Genomic DNA, 22211 nt, shown 5'->3' on the forward strand with positions numbered 1-22211 from the left:
CCGCGCGCCAGCGCACCGCCGCGTCGCTGCACATCGACGGCGCCATGCCGCGCGACAATTTCGAGGGCTTGGCGCTCTCGTCCTCTCCGTCGGGCGCGATCCGGATCTATGTGATCTCCGACGACGGCGCGGTCAGCGCCAAGCAGCGCACCCTGCTGCTGGCCTTCGACTGGACGCCGCCCCCGCCGCCGCCGCCCGCCCCGGCCAAGCCGCCGAAGAGGCCTGTTCGCAAGCGGTAGCGCTTCGCAGCGCACACCTTAACGGAAATTAGCCAAGTCACTGAATTCGTTTCGTTGGCAACGATATGGTACCGCTAACATTTTTTCGACGAATCGGTGTTTTCGCACTTGCAGCGGACAACGTTGTCAGTCATTCCTAGCTTGACGGTCGATGAGGCGAGAACCCACGGGCCGTCAGAGGAACGCGCCGGGAGGCGGTTGAACCCAACCTCCTTTCCGGGACTATCAACATGATCCGTCTGCTCATCATCGCCGTCAGCGCCCTGATGGCCACCACCGCCGCCACCTCGGCCAGCGCCGGCGAAATCACCGTCAAGGTGCGCGGCCGTCCGACCGCCGAGGTCCACGCCGAAATCATCCAGGCCGCCAAGCAGCTGTGCCAGGAAGACCTCGCCGGCAACCCCGCCGCCAGCGACCTGGCCCCCTACTGCGTCCGCGAAATCACCCGCGACGCCGTGGTTCGCACCAACAGCCCCGAGCTGGCCGCCTTCAACAAGGCCCAAGGCCGCTCGGTCTACGCGATGCGCGTCGCCATCCGCTAAGACGATCAAGGACCCGCGGGACGACGTGCTCGCGGGTCCGCTCCACGCTCGAAGACAGGCTTGCGACGGGCCCGACCCAATTTAGGGTGCATCGCAACATTATCGTTGATCACCCAACAGAACGTCGCTATATCGAGCCCGACGGATCCAACGAGCGGAAGACCTCGGCGACCGTCAGAGGAACGCGTCTGGAGGTGGTTGCGCACAACCCCCTTTCGGAACATCGACATGATCCGCTCCATCGTTCTGGCCGCTACGGCCATCGCCCTGGCCGCCGCCGCTCCGGCCTCGGCCGCCGAAATGCGCGTCAAGGTCGCCGGCAAGTCGGCCGCCGAAGTCCGCGCTGAAATCGTCAAGGCGGCCTCGACCGTCTGCTGGCAGGACATCCGCGGCGAAGCCCTCGCCGGCTACATGTACCCGGCCTGCATCCGCGCCTCGGTCAACGACGCCGTCGCGAAGATCAACAACCCGGCCCTGAGCGCCTACAACACGGCCAACCCGGCCGCGGGCGCCGTCGCCTCGCGCTAACGCGCCACAAGCTTAGTACCGCGTACCAGTACAGCGTTCCGAGTACCCCGCGTAACAGTACCAAGCGTCACAAACCCGCCGCGGCCCAAGCCGCGGCGGGTTTTGTTTTCGGGGGGGGGAGAATGTCGGCTCACGACCGATCGAGACTTATCGCGGACTTGGAGGCCTACCGCGCGGCGGAGGCGCCCTCATGCTCGGAAGCGTCCGGATCGCGGCCCTGGCTGCGATCTAGGCGGCGCATGATCGGGGTCACGGTCAACCCGTGGATCACGATCGACAGCAGAATGACCAACGCCACGATGGCCCAGAGCCGCTCGGCCTGCGGGAAGGCCGCATGATTTAAGGCGTAGGCGAGATAGTAGATCGTGCCGACACCGCGGATCCCGAAGAAAGCCAGGGTGAGCTTCTCGCCGCCGGCCGCCTTCAGGCCGACGAGACCGATCACCCCCGCGACGGGGCGGACCACCAGAAGAATGGCGAGCGCCAGACCAACATCCGCCCAGGTCAGCGGCGCCAGCACCCCACTGACCAGCGCGCCGCCGAACAGCAGCAGGAGCGTCATCATGGCCAAGCGCTCGACCTGTTCCGTTACGTCGTGCATCTCGCGCTGGAACTCATGCTCGCGATGGGCGTGGCGTAGCGTGAGGGCGGTGACAAAGACGGCCAGAAACCCGTAGCAGTTGATCAGTTCGGTCAGGCCGTAGGACAGGAATGTCGCGGCGATGGCGATCAGGCCGTCGCCCGTGGCGGCGAGCTTGCTGTCCGAGGGAATGTGGAAGGTCAGCCAGCCGAAGGCCCAGCCCACGAGCCAACCTCCGATCGCGCCCCCGCCGATCTCCCAAAGGACGTTGTGGGTAAGCCATTTCGCCAGCCACGGCTCGCCCGTGGCGGACGCGGCGACGAGCGCGATGGCCAGATGCACGAATGGGAAGGCCAGGCCGTCATTGAGTCCGGCCTCGGCGGTCAATCCAAAACGCACTTCGTCCTCTTCGCCGCTCTTTGGCGGTCCGACCTGGACATCGGCCGCCAGCACCGGATCTGTCGGCGCCAGCGCCGCGCCCAACAGCAGGGCGACAACCCAGGGCAGGCCAGCCAGAACGCCAAGGCCGGCTATCGCCGCGATGCTGAGTGGCATGGTGACGCCGAGCAGCCGCCAGGCGACTTGCCAGCGGCGAATGTGGAACACGCGGTCGATCTTCAGTCCGGCGCCCATCAGGGCGATGATCACCACGAATTCGGTGTAGCGCTCGGTGAAGGCCAGGTGCGCGCCCGGCAAGGGCCGCAGGTGGATGGGCGCGAAGGAAAACAGGGCGGCGCCGAGCGCGATACAGATGATCGGCAGGGAGATGGGCAGCCGGCGCAGCACCAGCGGCAACCAGGCCACGAGGGCGACCATGGCGCCCGCGCCGGTCATGGCCAGAATGTAGGGCGAGGGGCTGAAGTCCAGTACGGATGTCACGCCGCCATCAACGCGCGTCACGGCGCAACGTTCTGGACATGGCGCCGGTCGCCTCTCGTCGTACGGCTAAGGAGCGGCGCTCGTCCTCACCCGCGCAACGAAAAACCCGCCGAGCTTGCGCTCGGCGGGTCTTCGAACTCTACAGCCTTGAAGGGCCGTTCAGCCTTAAGCAGCCTGAGCGGCGGCCTTGGCCTTGGCCTTCACCTGGGCCTTGATCTTCAGGGCGCGCGGCGACAGCTGCTCGTCCTTGGCGCCCAGCAGGAACACGTCCAGGCCGCCCTTGAAGTCCAGGGTGCGCAGGGCCGCGTTGCTGATGCGCAGCTTGAAGCTCTGGCCCAGCGACTCCGACTGGAGCGTGGCGGGCGACAGGGCCGGCAGGAAGCGGCGCTTGGTCTTGATGTTCGAGTGGCTCACATTGTGGCCGACCATCGGACCGATACCGGTAAGTTCGCAACGGCGCGACATGGTGGTTACCTTGGCTTGGGCGAAGCCCCGCTCTCTTGAGAAGAGCCTGGCCCGCTAAGATATGAATTCGGGCACGCGATCCGGACGAGCTGGCCGCGCGAGAGCGGGCGATATAGGCGAAGGCCGCCCCTTGAGTCAAGGCTGGTCTGGCCTTCCTCTTCGCGCCCGCGAAGGAACCCGCGCCCCGCGATCGCCTTCAAGCACGGTTCATCTGGCTCTCTATATATGGAGCCGCATGAAGGAGACCCGTCGTATGCGTTCGACCGCCCTCGCCGCTTCCGTCCTCGCCCTGGCGGCCGCCCTGCCGCTCGCCGCCTCGAGCCAGGCCCGCCCGGCCGCGACCGCTCCCGTGGCGCGCACGATTCTCCCGGGTCATTGGGAGTACGACTATCGAGTCGGGCCGATTCCGGCCGGCAGCGAGAGCAAGTGCCTGAAACCCGCCGACGTCGAGCAGTTCTCGCGCGGCATCTGCACCCGCAAATACCGCTGCGACTACACGACCAACGTCGTCTCCAACGGCAAGATCAAGCTGAAGGGCACCTGGACCGACAAGAAGGACCGCGTGGCGCCGGTGACCGCCGACGGCTCGTACACGCCCGAGAGCTTCACCCTGAACATCCACATGAAGACCATCAACGGCATTCCGCTGGCCGGCGTGATGACCGCCAAGCGCGTCTCGGCCGAATGCCCGGCCGAACAGGCGGCGAAATAGCCGCCAAGGCAAAGCTTCCGTTTGTGGTTAACGCGAATTGAGATACAATAGATTGTAGGGAACAAACACTGAATCGGTGAACGTCGCTGATTCGGTCATGATTCGTTTCGCCCCTGTTCGGCGAAGGGTTAGCCGGCGTTAAGGGGTGAAAGTCCCTCCTCATATTCGCGCACCACCGCCCCTCTCCCCTTGCGGGAGAGGGTGGCCCGCGTAGCGGGTCGGGTGAGGGGTTGAAGACGGTATCCGCCGCGAAGGTCCGCCAGCCGATCACGCCGATAGGTTATAGACCCCTCATCCGTCGCCTTCGGCGACACCTTCTCCCGCAAGGGGAGAAGGTGACAGCGCCCCGCCTCGCGGCGGGGCCACCGAGAATTCCAGGTCAAACAGGGTCGGGACGGTGTCGGTCTTGGCCTTTTCCAGCGTCAGCAGCCGAGCCTTGGTCGCCGAACCGCCGGGCGCGGAGAAACCGCCAAGGCCGCCCGACGCCGACAGCACGCGGTGGCAGGGCACGACGATCGGCCAGGGGTTCTCGCCCAGGGCCTTGCCCACGGCCCGCGCGGCGCCCGGCTCGCCCATGGCCCTGGCGACCTCGCCGTAGGTGGAGGTCTCGCCCGGCGCGATGGCCCGGGCGATCTCGTAGACCCGCAGGTTGAAGGCGGACTGGCCGCCCAGGTCCAGCGGCACGTCGGCCAGATCGTCGCGCCCGCCGGACAGCAGGTCGCGGATACGGTCGATCACGACCTCGACCTCGGGCGGGGGCTCGGACTCGATCGCCTCGGGAAAACGCCGCCGCAGCCGCCCCCAGGCCGCGCCGGGCGTGGCCTCGGGCAATTGCAAGCCGATCAGCCCGCTTGGCCCCCAAGCGAGGCCGCAGCGCCCGATACTGGTGTCGAAAAGGGCGAAACCCTGGGTCGGCATGGGGAAAAAATAGCAGGCCTGTTGCCGCTGGCGAAGAACCGCCCTTACGATTTTAAGAAACTTGCCCCGGAGATCGCCCTTGCGCCGCCTCGCTCTCGCCGCCCTGCTCGCCACCGCGTCACTTTCGACCGCGAAAGCCGGGGACCTGCTCGTCCATGGCGGCCCGATCCATACAGGGGTCGACGCCGCGCCGACCGCCCAGGCGGTGCTGATCCGCGACGACAGGATCCTGTTCGTCGGCGACTTGGCCGCCGCCAAGGCCAAGGCGGCCAAGGACGTCCGCGACATCGACCTGAAGGGCGCGGCCGCCTATCCCGGCTTCGTTGACGCCCACGCCCACCTGACCGGCATCGGCCTGCGCGAACTGACGCTCAATCTCGACCAGGTGAAGTCGGTCGCCGAACTGGTCGCCGCCGTGAAGGCCTACGCCGCCGCCCATCCGGAGGGCGCGATCTATGGACGCGGCTGGATCGAGACCCACTGGCCCGAGAAGCGCTTCCCGACCAAGGCCGACCTGGACGCCGCCGCGCCGGGCCGGATCGTGGTGCTGGGCCGCTCGGACGGCCACGCCAGCGTCGCCTCCACCGCCGCCCTCGCCAAGGCCGGCATCACGGCCGCCACGCCCGCCCCCGCCGGCGGGCAGATCCTCAAAGGTCCGGACGGCCAGCCTGACGGCATGCTGATCGACCACGCCCAGAGCCTGGTGGAAGGCGTCATCCCGCCGCCGAGCCTGGCCTTGAAGCGCGAGGCGCTGGAGAAGGCCGGTCAGCTCTATGCCTCGCGCGGCTGGACCGGGCTGGCCAACATGAGCGTGGAGACCGAGGACCACGCCTTGCTCGCCGCCTTGGCCGGAGAAGGGCGCTTCGGCTTGCGGGTGGACAACTACATGGACCCGAGCGCGGCGGGGCTCGTCTTGAGCTTTGGCCCGTTCGAGGACAAGACCGGCCTGATCCGCGTGCGCGGGATCAAGCTCTACATGGACGGCGCCCTGGGCTCGCGCGGCGCGGCCTTGCTCGAGCCCTATAGCGACGCCGAGGGGCTTGGCCTGCAGCTGACCCAGCGCGACAAGGGCTTGTCGCTGATGAAGAAGGCCAAGGCCGTGAACGCCCAGGTCGCCATGCACGCCATCGGCGATCGCGGCAACCGCATGACGCTGGACTGGTTCGAGGAAGCATTGGCCGGCGACACCCAGGCCCGCTGGCGGATCGAGCACGCCCAGATCGTCGCCGACACCGACCTGCCGCGTTTCGCCAAGCTGGGCGTCATCGCCTCGATGCAGCCTAGCCACGCGATCGGCGACCTCTTCTTCGCGCCCGCGCGGCTGGGCCAGGACCGCCTGCACGAGGGCTATCGCTGGAACGACTTCCTGAAGGCCGGCGTGGTGGTCGCCGCGGGCTCGGACGCCCCCGTCGAGGTGGGAGATCCGCGCATCGAGTTCTACGCCGCCGTTTACCGTCATTCGCTGGACGGCTTCGCCAACGCCGACTGGCATCTGGAGGAGGCCGTCACCCGCGCGCAGGCGCTCAAGATGCTGACTCTCGCGCCGGCCTACGCGGCCTTCCGCGAAAAGGACCTCGGAACGCTGGAAGCCGGTAAAAAGGCGGACCTGACGGCCTTCGACCAGGACCTGATGACCATCGAGCCCAAGGCGATCCTGACGGCCCAGCCGGTGCTGACCATCGTGGACGGAAAGGTGGCGTTCGCGCGCTGAGCGCTTCATCCACAGGCGCGGGAAAAAGGTTCACATCCGATGTGGGGAATTAAGGATCCCCGGTTACGGGCTGGAAACCAGAGTTTTCCAAAAAGTGCGGACCGATGTGAGCCAACCCTAGGGTTTAGCAATGGACCTTACCGAAGAAGCGCACGCGCACGCCCGAATCTACAATGAGCTCGTCGACGCGGTCGCCGAAAAGCGACAGGTCGACGCCGCCAAGCTGCGCGCCGACCGTCAATGCAGCACGGGTCAGTGGCTCCACGGACCGCTCCAGCAACGCTGGGCCGGCAACCACACCTATCTGAACTGCGTGGAAGCCCACCGCGAGTTCCACTATGCCGCCTTCGAAGTGGCCGAGCTGATCAACCGCGGCGACTACGCCGAGGCCAACCGCCGCCTGCGCAACGGCAATCGCCTGTCGATGGCGAGTTCGGGCCTGACCACCGCCTTCCGCCGGATCCGTCTGGCGCTGGAGGCGGTCACGGCCTAGGGGCGGCGATCGGAGGGGGCGGCCCACGCTGGCGCTTGCTCCTCCTCGATTCCCGCCCCACTTTCGCTCCATGAGCGACCGTTCGACCGGCCTGGCCCCTTCGAAGCTGACCGCGGTCCTGGGGCCCACCAACACCGGCAAGACGCACCTGGCCGTCGAGCGGATGCTGGGCCACGCCTCGGGCATGATCGGCCTGCCGTTGCGCCTGCTGGCGCGCGAGATCTATGACCGCGTCGTCAAGCTGCGCGGCAAGGCCAGCGTCGCCCTGATCACCGGCGAGGAGAAGATCGTCCCGGCCCGCGCCGCCTATTTCGTCTGCACCGTCGAGGCCATGCCGCTGGCGCGCGAGGTCGAGTTCCTGGCCGTCGACGAGATCCAGCTGTGCGCCGATCCCGAACGCGGCCACATCTTCACCCACCGCCTGCTGCACGCGCGCGGCAAGTTCGAGACCATGTTCCTGGGCGCGGGGACCATGGCCCCGCTGGTTCGCCGCCTGTTGCCCGACGCCGAGATCGTCAGCCGCGAGCGGTTCTCCAACCTGTCCTACGCCGGCTCCAAGAAGCTAACGCGCTTGCCTCGGCGCACGGCCATCGTCGCCTTCTCCACCGACGCGGTCTACGCGATCGCCGAACTGATCCGGCGTCAAAGAGGTGGCGCGGCCGTGGTCATGGGCAGCTTGAGCCCCCGCACCCGCAACGCCCAGGTGGCCCTCTACCAATCCGGCGAGGTCGACTTCCTGGTCGCCACCGACGCGATCGGCATGGGCCTGAACATGGACGTCGACCACGTGGCCTTCGCGGGCCTGCGCAAGTTCGACGGCAAGCGCACCCGCTGGCTCTATCCGCAGGAGGTCGGCCAGATCGCCGGCCGCGCCGGCCGCTACACCCGCGACGGCACCTTCGGCGTCACCAGCGACTGCGAGGAGATCGACGAGGACCTGGTCGAGGCCGTCGAGAGCCATACGTTCGAGCCCATCGTCGCCGCCGAGTGGCGCAACGCCCAGCTCGACTTCGGATCCCTGCCCGGCCTGCTGCGCTCCCTGGCCGAGGCGCCACAGCGCGGCGGCCTGAAGCTGTCGGACGAGGCGCTGGACGAGCGCACCCTGCGGGCCCTGGCCCAGCAGGAAGACGTGATCAAGCGCTGCAAGGCCGACCGCTCGGCCCTGATCCGCCTGTGGGAGGTCTGCCAGACGCCGGACTTCCGCAAGACCACCGACGACGATCACCAGCGCATGGCGCGCACCCTGTTCGACGACCTGACCACCGGCCGCAAGCGCCTGCCCGAGGATTGGGTGGGCGGCCAGTTCAAGGCTCTGGACCGCACCGACGGCGAGATCGACAGCCTGGCCGCGCGCCTGTCGGGCGTGCGCACGCTCAGCTACATCGCCAACCGTCCGGACTGGGTCGCCAATCCGGCCCACTGGCAGGGCCTGACCCGCCAGCTCGAGGACCGGATCAGCGACACCTTGCACGAAAAGCTGATGGCCCGCTTCATCGACCGCCGCACCAGCGTCTTGATGAAGCAGCTGGGCGAGCGCGAGACGCTCTACGCCGGCGTCGGCCAGGATGGCGAGGTGACGGTCGAGGGCCACGTGGTCGGCCACCTGTCGGGCGTGGCCTTCACCCCCGCCAAAGGCGCCTCGCCGTTGGAGGAGAAGGCGTTGCGCAACGCCGCCCAGCGCGCGGTCGGTCCCGAGATCGCCCGCCGCCTGGGCGTCCTGGCCAGCGAGGCCGACGACGCCTTCGCCCTGACGCCCGACGGCATGATCCTGTGGCGCGGCGAGGCGGCCGGCGCGGTCCGCCGCGACCTGCCCCTGCTGTCGCCCCGCGCTCGGCTGCTCGGCGAGCTGGGCCCCGCCGCCGTGCGCGAGCGCGCCGAGCGGCGGCTGGACGCCTTCCTCGCCGCCGAGGTCGACCGCCATCTGGCGCCGCTGCGCAAGCTGGAGCGCGCCCTGGCCGGCGGTGAGCTCAAGGGCCTGCCGCGCGGCATCGCCCACCGGCTGCTGGAGGCCGGCGGCGTGCTGGACAAGCGCCCCGTCGATCCGGAACTGAAGGCGTTGAGTCAGGCCGAGCGGCGAACGCTGAAAAGCCTGGGCGTGCGGATCGGCGCCTTCAGTCTCTATAGCCCCGGCGTGCTGCGGGCCGAGGCCGTGGCCTGCGCGCGGGCCCTGAACCCCGCTGGCTGGCGTGGGGCCCTGACGACGATCGAGAAGCTGCCGTCGCCCGAGCCGTCGGCGCGCGAGCTGTCGGCCAGCGGTCTGCGCGCCGTGGCGGGCTTCACGGTTCCGGTCGAGCAGCTCGAGACCCTCGACGCCCTGCTACGCGCCGAGCAACGTCCCGGCGGCGTCGTCCTGACCGATGCGGCGCTGGAGAAACTGGGCTGGACCGCCGCCCAGGCCTCGGCCGTGCTGCGCGCCCTCGACTACACCCCGGCGATCCGCGCCAAGCCGGACCAGCCGATCGTCTGGAAGCGGCGCGGCGCGGCCAAGCTGGAGCAGAAGCCGGTCAAGGCGCGCCCGGACTCGCCCTTCGCGGCCCTGGCCAAGCTGACCGAACCGCCGCCTCCGCCCGCGCGCCGCAAACGCCCGCGCCGCCGCAAGCCGGCCGCGGCCAAGCAGGCCGCGTCGTGAGCGACGCCCCAAACGACGCCGCCAAGGAGGCTGCTCGCGCCGACGTCTGGCTGTGGCGCGCCCGCTTCTTCAAGACCCGCTCGCTGGCCGCCAAATTCGTCGACGAGGGCCGCATCCGCCTGACCCGCGCGGGCGCCGAGAGCCGGATCGACAAGCCCTCGCGGACGCTGAAGCCGGGGGATGTGTTGGTGTTCGGCTTGGCCGGCCGCCTGATCGCGATCCGCGTGCTGGATTGTGGCGAACGAAGGGGCCCGGCAAGCGAGGCGCGCGGGCTGTACGAGGCGGTGGAAGGATAAGTCACTCGCCCCTCCGGGCCTACGGCCCTCCTCCCCCGGAGGGGGAAGAAGATCACCTTCCGCCCCCCGCTGGGGGCGGACGATCGCGAAGCGATCAGGTGGGGACTTGCGGAGTCAGCCGCCAAACCCGCTCAAGAACCCCGCCACCTCTCCGGCCGGCATCGGCTTGCCGAAATGGTAGCCCTGGATCTGGTCACAGCCGTAGCGCATCAGGGCGGCCAGCTGATCGGCGTCCTCGACGCCCTCGGCGACCACCTTCATGCCCATGGACGAGCCCAGGGTGATCACGGCTTTCACGATCGCCTCGTCCTCGGCGTTCTGGACGAAGGACTTGTCGATCTTCAGGCGGTCAATCGGGAACTGTCGCAGGTTGGCCAGGCTGGCGTAACCGGTGCCGAAGTCGTCCAGCGCGATCATCACGCCGGCCGCGTGCAACCGGCTGATATTGCCGCTGACCAGATCCGAGCCCCAGCCCATGTAGACGTTCTCGGTGACCTCGATGGTCAGCCGCTCGCACGGCACGTTCCAGCGATCCAGGCGCTCCAGCACCTCTTCGGCCAGGCGTCCGCTGCGAAACTGGGCGGCGGAGATGTTGACCGCGATGCGCCCGAACTCGACGCCCTGGTCCAGCCAGTCCCGCATCTGGCGCAGGGACTGCTCGAAGGCCACGTCGCCGAGCCGGAGCGACAGCGCCTGATCCTCGAACGCGGCCATGAAGTGCCCCGGCGTCAGAACGCCCTGTTCTGGGTGAAGCCAGCGCATCAGGGCCTCGAAGCCCACGACCCGCCGCTCGCGGATATCGACGACCGGCTGGTAGAACAGGGTGAATTCGTTCGCCGCCACGGCCGCCCGGACGTCGCGCAGCAGTTCGACCCGCCGCTCCAGCTCGGTCCGCATCGCCGGCTCGAAGACGATGCTGCGATTCCGCCCCTCTTCCTTGGCGTGATAGAGGGCGATGTCGGCGTTCTTGATCATGTGGGCCGGATCGGCCTCGGGATCGCCGTGCAGCGCCGCCCCGATGCTGGCGGTGGCCGTGAAGCTGCGGCCCGCATACTCGATGGGCCGCTGCAGCAGCTCCTGCAGCTTCTGGATCGGCCGCATCATGTCGGCTTCGCTGTGCAGGCCCCGCAGAATCACCGCGAACTCGTCGCCGCCCAGCCGCGCGACCGTGTCGCCGGCCCGGAAGGCCCGCTGCAGCATGCCCGCCAAGCGCTTGAGCAGCACGTCGCCGGCGTCGTGCCCCAGGGTGTCGTTGATGTCCTTGAAGTGATCGACGTCGATCATGATCAGGCCGAACATCTCGCCCAGGGTCTCGGACGCCGAGACCGCCTCGTTGAAGCGGTGCTGGAACAGCGCGCGATTGGGCAGTCCCGTCAGCGGATCCTTGAAGGCCAGGGTCTCGATGGCCTCGGTCTGGCGGCGACGGTCGGTGATGTCCTTGAACAGGTTGACCAGCTTCTCGGGCTTGCCCTCCTGGTCGACGAACACCTTGCCGACGGCGCGGATCCAGGTCTCGACCCCGTCGTCGCGGTTCAGGCGAAACTCGAACACCCGCGCCTCGCCGATCTTGCGGGCGGCGATCACATCGGCGCACTGCTGGCGGTCGTCCGGATGGACGATCTCCAGCGGGTCGTCCTTGAACACGCACCACTTCCGCAGGCCGGGCGCGGTGTCGGAGAAGAATATCTCGCCGGTGCGCAGGTCGTATTCGCGCACCAGCAGGTCGTCGAGCTCGAGCGCCATCCTCAGGCGCTGTTCGTCGCGCTCGGCCCGCAGGACGCTTTCGGCGTAGCCCGTGACGTCGCGCGCGGTGACCATCACCGCGTAGACGCTTCCGTCCTCTCGCCGGCAGGCGCCGAACTCGGCGCGCCAGTAGCGCTGCGAGCCATCCTCGGCGATGACGTTCAGATAGCGTGAGAAATCGACGCCCTCCTGAGCACAGGCCAGCAGGGCCGCCCGATCGTTGGGCTCCAAGACGCCGCTGGCGTCAGCGCCCAGGACCAGGCCGGGCGCGATGGCCTGCGCCGTCCACTCACGGCTGACGGCGACCAGCATCAGGTTCGTGTCCAACAAGGCGGTCGGAAATGGCGTTTCTCGGACGAAAGCGCCCAAAGCCAGGACGCGCGCCTGCCCGCCGTCGCCCGCGGCCGCCCCGTCCTTGTCCCACGCCGTCCGGACTTCACCCATCATTAGGTCGACTTCCCGACATTGATTTTGTTGGAGGTTTCAGAGATCGATAGTCACGCCCACTCAATAAGAAATTGTTTTCGCAGCGTCGTCGACTACTAAAAGGCGAGCGTCCTGGCCGCGCCTTCAGAAATCCTGGGCCCCTACGCGATCACGCCGCATTGACAAGCGGCCGCGAGGCTTCGAAAACGCGCCCGCCGAACTTCGTCCCCGATCTCATTCGAGTTTTCGATGACCTATATCGTCACCGACGCCTGCGTCCGCTGCAAATTCATGGACTGCGTGGAGGTGTGCCCGGTCGATTGCTTCTACGAAGGCGAGAACTTCCTCGTCATCAATCCCGACGAATGCATCGACTGCGGCGTCTGCGAGCCCGAGTGCCCGGTCGACGCGATCAAGCCCGACACCGAGGACGAAGCCGACGGCAAGTGGCTGCGCATCAACGCCGACTACGCCAAGGTCTGGCCGAACATCACGGTCAAGGGCGCGCCCCCGGAAGACCGCGAACAGTTCGAGCGCGAGACCGGCAAGTTCGAGAAGTACTTCAGCGAAAAGCCCGGCAAGGGCTCCTGATCGTCCCGCGAATTCTGAAGCTTGCAACCCCGCCGCGATGCGAAAGCTTCGCGGCGCGATCCGGCATGCCTGGACGCAACCCTTTCTTCGGGCTGAATTTTATGCTATTGTCTTCGCCGACGTGACGGTTGCGGTTCTTCGCGACGGTCCGTCTTGGCGAACAAGCTGGCTTCAGAGTTCATTCTGGCCGGCGCGCCCGATGAAGGCGAAGGGTGTCTTAGAGCTCTATTCCAAATCCTGACAGGCTTGGCCCCGCGACCAGTATTCCGCGGAGCGGGAAGCTGTCGCCTTTGGTTTGGACAGAAGACGGCGTTCGGACCCTTTTTTGGGTCCGCATTGATGAGGACGAACATGAGCAAGACTGGTCTGGAATTCTCGGTCGGCGATCACGTCGTTTATCCCGCGCACGGCGTGGGCAACATTCAGGCGATCGAGACCCAGGAAGTGGCCGGCATGTCGCTCGAAGTCTACGTCATCACCTTCGACCACGAGAAAATGACCCTGCGCGTGCCGACCAAGAAGGCCAAGACCGCCGGTCTGCGCCCGCTGGCCGAAGGCAATGTCGTCAGCCAGGCGCTGACCACCCTGAAGGGCCGCGCCCGCGTGAAGCGCACCATGTGGTCGCGCCGCGCCCAGGAGTACGAAGCCAAGATCAACTCGGGCGACCTGATCTCGATCGCCGAGGTGGTCCGCGACCTGCACCGCGCCGAGAACCAGCCGGAACAGTCCTACTCGGAACGCCAGCTGTATGAATCGGCCCTGGACCGCATGGCCCGCGAAGTCGCCGCCATCGAGCGCATCGACCGCGAAGCCGCCATCGGCATCCTGACCAAGTCGCTGGTCAAGGCCGCCTAAGAGACCCCCGGCCTCCGCCGGATCGAAGACGCCCCTCCTCCGCGAGGGGCGTTTTTGTTTGTGGACCGCATTGTTTGTGGACCGTTGGGCGACGCGACGCCTTGGACTCTTGGCGCGGCGCGCCCCGGCGCCCATAAGACTTAAAGCCCATCGCCGCCGAGAGACGCCCGCCCGTGTCGGACCCGCAGGACTCGATCTCCGCCCCCAAGATGTCACGTCGCAAGTGGCTGGCGGTCGGCGGGCTGAGCGTACTGGTCGCCTGCGCCGCCATGGCGTTCCATTTTCGCGCCCAGACGCCGATCGCGACCCTGACCTCGGCCCACGCGCCCGCCCCGGCGCCGATCGTGCTGCCGACCAAGCCCGAGGACTGGCGCGGCCGCATCGACTATCGCGCGCTCGATCAGCGGCTGGCCGAGATGACCGCGCATCACTCGATGGAGGGGCTGGCGGTCGCCGTCGTCGAGGATGGCCGCCTGTCGTTCGTCCAGGGCTATGGCCTGACCTCGGCCAAGGACGGCCAGCCGGTCGACGCTAACACCGTGTTCCGCTGGGCCTCGCTGTCCAAGACGGTGGCCGGGACCCTGACCGCCAAGCTCGCCGCCGACGGCCTGCTGTCGCTGGACGAACCGGTCGAGACCTTCCACACCACCCTGCGCCTGCCGCGCGACGCCCAGCGCGAGCTGACCGTCGAGGAACTGCTGTCCCAGCGCACCGGCCTGCCGAAGAACGCCTATGACGATCGGCTGGAGGACGGCCAGGACCCGGCGGTGATCCGCCACGCCCTGGGCGACGTGCCGGTCGCCTGCGCCCCGGGACGCTGCCACACCTATCAGAACGTCGCCTACGACACGATCACCGAGATTCTGGCGACCCGCACCCACGAAGCCTACGACCAGACCGTCCAGCGGAAGCTGTTCGCTCCCCTGGGCATGACCAGCGCCTCGATCGGCCAAGCGGGTCTGCTCAACGCCAAAAGCTGGGCCCGCCCTCATCGCGAAGGTCGGGAGCTGCCGATGTCCGAGGCCTACTACCGGGTGCCGGGCGCAGCGGGCGTCAACTCCACCATCGTCGACCTCGCCGTCTGGATGCAGGCGCAGATGGGCCTGCGTCCCGACGTCCTGCCGCCCGCCGTGCTGGACGCCGCCCAGCGTCCGCGCATCGGCACCGCCGCGCCCTACGGCCGCGCGCCGTTCGCCCGCGAGATCAGCCATGCAGGCTACGGCCTGGGCGTGCGCAGCTTCAACTACCGCGGCCATCGGGTGATCGGTCACAGCGGCGCCGTCTCGGGCTACCGCTCGACCATGGTGTTCGATCCGGCCACCAAGACCGGCATCGTCATGCTGTGGAACAGCGACGCCGGCTTGCCGTTCCGGTTCCAGGCCGAGTTCCTCGACCGCGCCTATCGTCTGCCGTTCACCGACTGGCTGGACCTGGGCGACATCTCCGATCAGCGGCTGGCCCAGGCGCACCATCTCCGATTGCGGGAGATGGACGAAGCGGGCTAGCTGACCTCCCCGTCGTTCCAGAGGAGATATCCATGGCCCTGCGCGCCCTCAGCCGACGCGCCCGCGAGACCTTGGCGCAATTTCTGGAGAATGAAGCCGCCGGCGGCTATGTCCTGATGGTCGCTGCGACCCTCGCGCTGGTGGTCGCCAATTCGCCCTTGGCTCCGGCCTATTTCGCGGCGCTGCAGACCCATTTCGGCTTCGCCGTCGGCCCGATCCATCTCGATGAGAGCGTCATCCACTGGATCAACGACGGCCTGATGGCCCTGTTCTTCCTGTTGGTGGGCCTGGAGATCAAGCGCGAGGTCTTGGACGGTCAGCTGTCGCGCCCCGCCGACGTGATCCTGCCGGGCGCGGCGGCGCTGGGCGGCGTCGCCCTGCCCGCCGCCATCTATCTGTTCTTCAACAACACCCATCCCGAAAGCATCGCCGGCTGGGCGATCCCGTCGGCGACCGACATCGCCTTCGCCCTGGGGGTGCTGGCGCTGATGGGCTCGCGCGTCCCGACCTCGCTAAAGGTGTTCCTAACCGCCATCGCGATCATGGACGACCTGGCGGCGATCGTGATCATCGCCCTGTTCTACACCGACCAGCTGCACCTGATGGCCCTGGCCGGCGCGGGCGCGGTGCTGGCGATCCTGGTGATCCTGAACCGTCTGAAGGTCATCAGCCTGTGGCCCTATCTGCTGCTGGGCGTGGTGCTGTGGTTCCTGGTGCTGGAGTCGGGAATCCACGCCACCCTGGCGGGCGTCGCCCTGGCCTTGACCATCCCGCTGCGCGCCGACGAGCGCTGCCCGCTGCACCGGCTGGAGCACGCCCTGCACAAACCCGTCGCCTTCGGCGTCACGCCGATCTTCGGCTTCGCCAACGCCGGTCTTTCCTTCGCCGGCGTCGGCCTCTCGGCCCTGCTGGACCCCGTGCCGCTCGGCGTGGCGCTGGGCCTGTTCCTGGGCAAGCAGGTCGGGGTGTTCGGGGTGGCCTATGGCCTGATCCGGATGGGCTGGGCGCGCCTGCCCGCCGGCGCCTCGGTCGTCCAGCTCTATGGCGTGGCGGTGCTGTGCGGGATCGGCTTCACCATGAGCCTGTTCATCGGCGGGCTGGCGTTCGGCGATCCCAAGCTGATCGACGAAACCAAGATCGGGGTCCTGGCCGGTTCCCTGGCCTCGGCGCTGCTGGGCCTGGCGATCCTGAAGCTGGCCAAGCCCGCGCCCCAGGCTTGAGCTTGGCGGCGTTTGGCGCGAAAGTGCCGCTAGCGGGGCGTTGACGGAGATGACGATCATGATGCGTCGCCTAATCCTGGCCCTCGCTTCCGGCGCGCTGCTGGCCGCGCCGGTCCTCGCCGCCGCCCAGGCGGACAAACCCGCTTCCAAGCCCAAGGCCGAGCGCGCGTGCTTCCGGGCCCAGGATGTGAATGGCTTCAACGCCGTCGATAAGGAGACGGTGGATGTCTCGGTCGGCGTGCGGGATGTCTACCGCCTGACCTTGTTCTCGCCGTCGCCAGACATCGACTGGACCCAGCGGATCGCCATTGAGGCGCGCGGCGGCTCGTGGATCTGTTCGGGCATGGACGCCACGATCATCGTGCCAGGCCCCATCGGCTTACAGCGCTATCCGGTGACCGCGATCCGCAAGCTGACGCCCGAAGAGATCAAGGCCCGCAAGAAGCGCTGACGCCGGCTCTATTGCGGCCTGTTCCGCAGGGCGTCGATGATCACCCGGTTGGCCGCTTCGCAGCGGCTTTCGCCAAAGCCGCGCTCGATCGTGATGGCCGGCTTCAGCCGCGCTTCCAGCTCGGCGGCCGTCGCCTGCGCCCGGCCCGCGATCTGGCGCGTCTCGGCCAGGCGCGCGCGGGTCAGGGCCAGCTCGGCCAGGACGCCGTCGCGGTGCGCCGCCAAGCCGGCGGCCTCCTCGCGCGCCTCGTTGAGCTGAGCGCGCAGACGCATCGCGAAGGAGCCGAGCCAACCCGCCACCCCCGCCGCGACGAACGCCAAGACGGCGGCGGCCGCGAAGATTACGGGGCTGTCCAGGGCGCTCAGCAGGGCGTGCATAAGGTTCTCCAACAATCCAGAAGCCGGCTTAGGCTGCGAAGAACCTGGGCGGTCGCCGCCCAGGTTCTTCGCGACGAACTCGCCCGCCGCGCGGACGATGGCGTTCGTCGACTGCCGCTCCAATCCCCACCAGAGCGGCGCGTCTCAAAATGAGTGATCTCCGGTCCTCAAGTTCCTCCTGGGCGCCTCAGAAGGAGTAACCGGCGATACGGAAACGTGTCAGGCGCTGAGCACCCGCGGATGCCCGTCGCGAACGGTCGCCTGGGCGAAGTCCAGCACGTCGCGGGTGACGGCGGTCAGGTGGGCTTCGGCCACGCCCTGTTCGCGCGCCCAGATGATCAGGGCGTGCCGGAGAAAGGTGTTGCCGACTTCGGTCTTGGCGAAGGGCGCATCGCCCAGGGCGACAGTGTTCATAGACATCGCGCGGCTCCCGATCCGACCGGGGCGCGAGCCCCGGAAAGTTTTGCGAAAAAGGACCCGGCCGGCGGGTGGCCGGGCCCCAAGTCGGTTCACGCGGCCGGTGGCTGCAAACGGTGGACGCTCGCCGCCGCCGGTCGACACGCACACAATCTTCGGAATGGCCGCGCTTGAATGTGCGGATTTTCACATCGAGAAAAATAGCGGTTTTTCCAGCCGCCCATCCCCCGGGCCGGCCAGGATCTTCAAGCTCGGGAGAGGTTGAAGATGGGCGTGGCCGGAAAGCCCTTCCGCCCCTGGGTGCGGCCGACATAGCCGCAGCGCACGCGATCGCCGTGGAACGTCGCCAGCGCGCCCGCGAGCGCTTCGCTGACATAGGCCGAGCCGGGCGCGGCGTCGGGCTCGATGCGCGCGGCGACCACCACGTGCGCGCCGACGACGGCGGGAGCCTTGGTCAGGGGATTGGTGCGCAGATGGACCGGGCCGTAGTGGCCGCCGATCCGCAGGCCCAGGCGCCGCGGCAGGCCCAAGGCGCCTAGATCCACCGCGCGATAGGCCTCGAGCAGGGCCAGGGCGGCCAGCGCCGAATCGATGGGCTGGTCGAACACCAGGAACAGGCCGTCGCCCCAGGTCTCGATATGAATCGGCGGCGCCTCAAGCGCCTCGACGACCTCGGCCAGACGGCCCATCACCCCTTCCATGAAGGCCGGGATCTGATCGTCCCGCAGCGCGCCAAACCCCTGGACGTCGGCGAACAGCATGGCCTTCATGGCCCGCGACCCGGCCGCGATCGGCTTGGAGACGCTGGTGGCGGGCTCTGGCCGGTCGATGGGGATCACCACGGCCCGCCGACCGCTTCTCGCCCAATAGGTCATGTCGGCGAATACGCCCGCCGGCCCCGGCGCGGCGCGCCCGTCCCACGCCGCCAGCTGCACCGCCTCGGTCGCCAGGGTCTGAGCGCGCAGCACCGCGCAGCCTATGGCGAACTGGCTGGCGTAGGCGAACACCTGCTCGTCGCCCAGATAAGGATCCTGCGAGGCGTAGCGGACCGAGGCCGCGCGCGCCATGCAGCGCTCGAAACGCTCCAGCCAGGTCTCGCCGAACGGCGCGACCGAGACCTCGACGAACGCGGCGCGATGCAGGGGCAGGATCACATGCAGTTCGCCGCCGGCCTCAAGCAGGGCCTCGGCGAAGACGATGTCGGCGCCGGCCGCCAGGCCGCCATAGCCGAAGCCGATCCGTTCGGCGCGCAGGGCCGCGTCGATGCGGGCCCGCAGGCTCTGGTCGCAGACGTTCTGGATATGGCCGGTGAAGTGCGCGCAGGCCGGCGGACGAAAGGGCGCCAGCCAGCCGGTGTCCACGCCGACCTCGCGGCACAGCATCTCCATCTGGCGCAGGGTGGAGGCGTGGGCGGCGTAGGCGCTCGGCGCCAAGGCCAGCGCCTGCTCCAGCCGTCGCCGCGCGGCGTCCAGATCGCCGACCAGAAAGAGCGCCTCCGCGCGGCTGGCGGCTTCATAATAGGCCGCTTCTCCCGTCAGTCCTTGCGCGCGCGGGGCTTGCAGCACGTCCATGGCGCGCTCGGCGGCGCCGGCCCGATCGCCCGCGACGAGCATCATGGTGGCGGCGTTGATCGCGCCATAGACGCCGCCGAAGCGATGCGACAGGGCCTCGTATCGAAGGCGGGACGCCTTGGCGAAGGCGATCCGCCGCGCGCCCCGGCTGCCCAGGGCGACATCTTTCAATAGCCGCGCGCCCAGCGCGATCGCGTCGGCGTCATCGGCCTCGGCGAGGCCCAGCCGGACATACTCCGAACGAGCGAAGTCCAGGGCGCCCGCTCGCGCCAGGCAGAGAACGGCGGCATAGGCCGCGCCGGGGGGCGCGGCCTCGCCTTCAAGCGCCGCGTGGGCGATGTCGTAAGCCGCGAGGATCTCGCCGCGCCGGATCAGCGCGGCGATCTCCTCGCGGTCGAAGGACCTGTACGGACTCAGGGAATCTGACCCGTGCCGTTCTCGACGTCGGGGTCGAGCGTGATCAGCTGCTTATGCTGATCCAGCATGAACAGGCTGTAGGTGTAGATGCCCATCCGATTGCATTCGTAGATGATCTTGAACGCGGTGTGGGTCGGGAGCGTACCGCCGCCATGCGGCTTTTCGGTCACCCACACCCAACTGGAGAAGTTTACGCCGTAGTCGTCGTCGACCTGGATCGGCCGGCGCTGGAAGGCCCAGCCGGCCGCGATCAGTTGATCGCTCAGTCGGAAATACAGTTCCTGCCGCTGGTTCAGGGGCATGCTCAGCGGAACCGGATGGGCCGGATCGACCACGTTCATGAAGTTGAAGTTCGAATCGAAACCCACGACGATCTCGACGTAGGTGGTCGGTGTCGGTTCAGTCATTTTGCGCCTCCCGAGTGGAAGCTCCACCAGGAAGAGAGTCTCTCCAAAACGCAAGGAATCCGGGGTGCCCGTAACCTTCTTTTATGAGGTCGCGCACGATCGCGTCGGCTTCCGTGCTGCGGCCGACCGCCGCGAGCGCGCGCGCCAGCACGTCGCGGCTCGATGGCGGCAGGGTGGCGCGCCAGGGCCAAAGGATGTCGACGGCCGAGGCGGCGCGTCCGGCCGACCACTCCGAGAACGCATAGATCGCGGCGGCGCCCGCGTCCTTGCGCCAGGTGGTGGCCTTGGCGCGGACGGCCAGCGCGTCGGCCAGCGTCCGCACCCTGTCCGCGCGTCCAGACTGGAGGGCCAGGGTGACAGCCTGCTGGTCCAGGCGACCTTCGTACCTGTCGCTCCAGGCCTCGGCCTTCGGTCCCACGCGACGCGCCGCGAGGATTTTCCCCGCCTCGGCGTGGGCGGCGCGAGCGTCGTCCATCCGTCCCGACCATAGCGCCAGGTCGGCGGCGTCCATCAGGCTGCTCGCCAGATATTCCCGCCAGCGGGCGTTCGTCGGATCCAGGACGGCCAGGCCCCGAAGCCGCTTCAGGTTCTCGTCCGACCGCGCCCGCGCCGAAGCCAGGCGGCCCAGGTCAAGCTCGAGCCGCGCCAGCGCCACCTGGGCGGCGACGGCGCGCGCGGCCAGGCGCTTGTCGCTCGGGTTCTGGGCCAGGGCCTCCTCCAGCAGGCGCACCGCCGCCTGCCGCTCGGCGACGGCCTCGCGCGGACGTGCGATGCGCATCAGGCAGTCCGCGGACCACGCGCGCGAATTGGCCAGACCCTGGATCAGCTTCTGGTCCTTGGGGGCCTTGGCGAGTTCGGCCTCGAAGACGGACGAGGCGACGCGGAACGCGTCCAGCGCCTCGGCCGGCCGCGCCTGTTCGTAGAACAGGGTGCCCAGGTTGTTCTTGGCGTAGGCCACCTCGATCCGCCACTCGGGACGCTTGGGGTCGAGGGCCACAAGGCGATCGGCCAATTCGCCATAGCGCCTGAAGCGCCGCTCGGCGCCGACGACATCGTTGCGGCGCCATTGCACATAGCCCAGCCAGAAAACGTTCTGGGCCTCGTCGAACACATAGTCGCCGTTCTGCGGGTTGCGCTGCACCAGGGTGTGGGTGGTGGCCGCGGCCTGGGAGAAGGCGTGCTCGGCGCCGGCGAGATCGCCGCGCTGCTCGCGGATCGTTCCCAGCAAGGTCTGGGCCTTGGCGCGCTGGCCCAGGGCCTTGTCGTCCAGCCGGTCCGTCTGCGCCTTGGCGTAGTAGGCCAGCACCTTGGCGCTGACGCTGTCGAGCACGTCCAGGCGGCCAACCGGCTCGAGCTGCTGGCGCAGGTCGCCCAGCATGAAGGCCACCAGCGCCTCGGTCTCGTCGCGCTGCTGGCGGGCGATCTGGCGCGATTTGAGGGTCACCACCGTCATGGCGCCCATGCCGATGGCCAGGACCACCGCCGCCGTCGTGAACGTGGCCATGACCTGCAGCCGTCGCCGGGCGTCGCGCTGCACCAGCTGGTCCAGGCTGACGCCCAGAAGACGGGCGGCGATCTTCAGGCGCGCCAGACGCCGGCCGTCGCCCTCCTCGCGCAGATCCACCGCCAGCGGCTCCACGCCCGGCGGCAACACCGCGCGCAGCGAGGGGGGCAGGATCGCGGAGAGGTCCGTGTGGGCTCCGGCGTCCGGCGTAATCACGCAGATGATCCGCTCGGGCGCGCCGGTCTTCAGGAAATATTCGACCTCCTGGTCCACCCAGCGCGAGGCCGCCGCGGCCTCCGAGCACAGGACGATCAACGCATCCGAACGCTCCAGCGCCGTCCGGATGGCGCCGTTCAGATCGAGCGAGGCGCTCAGCTCGTCGCGGTCCCTGAAAATAGGTCGTAAGCTGCGCTTGGAATCGTCTGCGCCGCGCTCAGCCACAAGGCGGGGCGGACGATAGGTCTCGAGCGCGCGATGCAGCCATTGAGCGACTTTGCGATCGCGATGACTATAACTGATAAACGCCTTGTAGCGCTGTCGGCTATCCATGTATCGCCCCCGATCGACAGCAGGAGCGTACTTCGATGAAAACGATTGCCCCATCGTTCGCCCCCGCGCCGTCCCATACGCCGAAAGCAGCATCGCCTAAAGACTATCGCGCAAATCGTGTATTTCGACACATGCTTCAGCCAGAAGTGGAATCCCTGGCCGGCGCGATAGAACATCTGAGTTACG

At 68.2% G+C, this 22211-nt stretch carries 21 protein-coding genes and 2 pseudogenes; 13 read left to right on the forward strand and 10 right to left on the reverse strand.

Going from position 1 to position 22211, the window contains the following annotated elements:
• From AX690_RS23140 to AX690_RS00015, 3 genes and pseudogenes are all read left to right on the forward strand, one after another.
• Positions 1 to 239 (forward strand): annotated as a pseudogene (locus tag AX690_RS23140) (hypothetical protein); the annotation flags it as partial.
• Positions 240 to 469: 230 nt separating this feature from the next.
• Positions 470 to 781, forward strand: coding sequence for a hypothetical protein (locus tag AX690_RS00010; RefSeq protein ID WP_066684718.1), 312 nt, complete (start codon positions 470 to 472; stop codon positions 779 to 781).
• A gap of 228 nt (positions 782 to 1009) precedes the next feature.
• A complete protein-coding gene (locus AX690_RS00015; RefSeq protein ID WP_066684721.1) occupies positions 1010 to 1309 on the forward strand; it encodes a hypothetical protein in 300 nt (99 codons plus the stop codon).
• Positions 1310 to 1475: 166 nt separating this feature from the next.
• On the opposite strand, the gene AX690_RS00020 is transcribed toward AX690_RS00015, so the two are convergent.
• Complete coding sequence (locus tag AX690_RS00020; protein ID WP_231732054.1) at positions 1476 to 2789, reverse strand: sodium:proton antiporter; 1314 nt, start codon at positions 2787 to 2789, stop codon at positions 1476 to 1478.
• 144 nt (positions 2790 to 2933) lie between these two features.
• The gene (rpmB, locus tag AX690_RS00025) at positions 2934 to 3233 is read right to left on the reverse strand and encodes a 50S ribosomal protein L28 (RefSeq protein ID WP_066684724.1); all 300 of its coding nucleotides are present in this window, start codon (positions 3231 to 3233) and stop codon (positions 2934 to 2936) included.
• A gap of 253 nt (positions 3234 to 3486) precedes the next feature.
• Here rpmB and AX690_RS00030 point away from each other — a divergent pair, with 253 nt between their 5' ends.
• Positions 3487 to 3945 (forward strand): DUF3617 family protein, encoded by a 459-nt coding sequence (locus AX690_RS00030; protein ID WP_066684727.1) that lies wholly within the window; start codon positions 3487 to 3489, stop codon positions 3943 to 3945.
• A gap of 178 nt (positions 3946 to 4123) precedes the next feature.
• Here the strand turns inward: AX690_RS00030 and AX690_RS22560 are convergent.
• Both AX690_RS22560 and AX690_RS00035 read right to left on the reverse strand, forming a co-directional pair.
• Positions 4124 to 4328 (reverse strand): annotated as a pseudogene (locus tag AX690_RS22560) (hypothetical protein); the annotation flags it as partial.
• On the reverse strand, positions 4237 to 4863 hold the full coding sequence (locus AX690_RS00035; protein ID WP_066684730.1) for a methylated-DNA--[protein]-cysteine S-methyltransferase: 627 nt from the start codon (positions 4861 to 4863) through the stop codon (positions 4237 to 4239). The pseudogene AX690_RS22560 and the gene AX690_RS00035, both read right to left, overlap by 92 nt.
• A 79-nt stretch (positions 4864 to 4942) precedes the next feature.
• Between AX690_RS00035 and AX690_RS00040 the strand changes: the two genes are divergently transcribed.
• The 4 genes from AX690_RS00040 to AX690_RS00055 all read left to right on the forward strand — a co-directional run bounded on the left by AX690_RS00040 (position 4943) and on the right by AX690_RS00055 (position 9992).
• A complete protein-coding gene (locus tag AX690_RS00040; RefSeq protein WP_066684733.1) occupies positions 4943 to 6574 on the forward strand; it encodes an amidohydrolase in 1632 nt (543 codons plus the stop codon).
• 130 nt (positions 6575 to 6704) lie between these two features.
• Positions 6705 to 7067 (forward strand): CZB domain-containing protein, encoded by a 363-nt coding sequence (locus AX690_RS00045; protein WP_082769403.1) that lies wholly within the window; start codon positions 6705 to 6707, stop codon positions 7065 to 7067.
• A gap of 70 nt (positions 7068 to 7137) precedes the next feature.
• Positions 7138 to 9696, forward strand: a complete 2559-nt coding sequence (locus tag AX690_RS00050) for a helicase-related protein (protein WP_066684736.1) — start codon at positions 7138 to 7140, stop codon at positions 9694 to 9696.
• Positions 9693 to 9992, forward strand: coding sequence for an RNA-binding S4 domain-containing protein (locus tag AX690_RS00055; protein ID WP_066684739.1), 300 nt, complete (start codon positions 9693 to 9695; stop codon positions 9990 to 9992). The genes AX690_RS00050 and AX690_RS00055 overlap by 4 nt, the downstream gene beginning before the upstream one ends.
• A 114-nt stretch (positions 9993 to 10106) precedes the next feature.
• Here AX690_RS00055 and AX690_RS00060 read toward each other — a convergent pair whose 3' ends face one another.
• Positions 10107 to 12182, reverse strand: a complete 2076-nt coding sequence (locus AX690_RS00060; RefSeq protein ID WP_066684741.1) for a bifunctional diguanylate cyclase/phosphodiesterase — start codon at positions 12180 to 12182, stop codon at positions 10107 to 10109.
• A 228-nt stretch (positions 12183 to 12410) separates the two neighbouring features.
• Between AX690_RS00060 and fdxA the strand changes: the two genes are divergently transcribed.
• The 5 genes from fdxA to AX690_RS00085 all read left to right on the forward strand — a co-directional run bounded on the left by fdxA (position 12411) and on the right by AX690_RS00085 (position 16783).
• Positions 12411 to 12752 (forward strand): ferredoxin FdxA, encoded by a 342-nt coding sequence (fdxA, locus tag AX690_RS00065; protein WP_066684743.1) that lies wholly within the window; start codon positions 12411 to 12413, stop codon positions 12750 to 12752.
• 351 nt (positions 12753 to 13103) lie between these two features.
• Entirely contained in the window at positions 13104 to 13607 is a 504-nt protein-coding gene (locus AX690_RS00070; RefSeq protein WP_066684746.1) for a CarD family transcriptional regulator, read from the forward strand.
• Between the two features lie 173 nt (positions 13608 to 13780).
• Positions 13781 to 15112 (forward strand): serine hydrolase, encoded by a 1332-nt coding sequence (locus AX690_RS00075; RefSeq protein ID WP_082769404.1) that lies wholly within the window; start codon positions 13781 to 13783, stop codon positions 15110 to 15112.
• Positions 15113 to 15144: 32 nt separating this feature from the next.
• Complete coding sequence (gene nhaA, locus AX690_RS00080; RefSeq protein ID WP_066684748.1) at positions 15145 to 16332, forward strand: Na+/H+ antiporter NhaA; 1188 nt, start codon at positions 15145 to 15147, stop codon at positions 16330 to 16332.
• A gap of 58 nt (positions 16333 to 16390) precedes the next feature.
• Entirely contained in the window at positions 16391 to 16783 is a 393-nt protein-coding gene (locus tag AX690_RS00085; RefSeq protein ID WP_066684816.1) for a DUF6491 family protein, read from the forward strand.
• Positions 16784 to 16791: 8 nt separating this feature from the next.
• On the opposite strand, the gene AX690_RS00090 is transcribed toward AX690_RS00085, so the two are convergent.
• From AX690_RS00090 to AX690_RS00110, 5 genes are all read right to left on the reverse strand, one after another.
• Positions 16792 to 17160, reverse strand: a complete 369-nt coding sequence (locus AX690_RS00090; RefSeq protein ID WP_156449502.1) for a hypothetical protein — start codon at positions 17158 to 17160, stop codon at positions 16792 to 16794.
• 219 nt (positions 17161 to 17379) lie between these two features.
• Complete coding sequence (locus tag AX690_RS00095) at positions 17380 to 17580, reverse strand: hypothetical protein (RefSeq protein ID WP_156449503.1); 201 nt, start codon at positions 17578 to 17580, stop codon at positions 17380 to 17382.
• Between the two features lie 242 nt (positions 17581 to 17822).
• Positions 17823 to 19319, reverse strand: a complete 1497-nt coding sequence (locus AX690_RS00100) for an adenylate/guanylate cyclase domain-containing protein (protein ID WP_231732055.1) — start codon at positions 19317 to 19319, stop codon at positions 17823 to 17825.
• 242 nt (positions 19320 to 19561) lie between these two features.
• Entirely contained in the window at positions 19562 to 19972 is a 411-nt protein-coding gene (locus AX690_RS00105) for a hypothetical protein (RefSeq protein ID WP_066684763.1), read from the reverse strand.
• A complete protein-coding gene (locus tag AX690_RS00110) occupies positions 19965 to 22025 on the reverse strand; it encodes a toll/interleukin-1 receptor domain-containing protein (protein WP_066684774.1) in 2061 nt (686 codons plus the stop codon). Before AX690_RS00110 ends, AX690_RS00105 begins: the two co-directional genes overlap by 8 nt.
• Positions 22026 to 22211: the final 186 nt, after the last annotated feature.

Origin of the sequence: Caulobacter sp. CCH9-E1, from assembly GCF_001556515.1 — a bacterium.
In the GTDB taxonomy this organism is placed as follows: Bacteria; Pseudomonadota; Alphaproteobacteria; order Caulobacterales; family Caulobacteraceae; genus Caulobacter.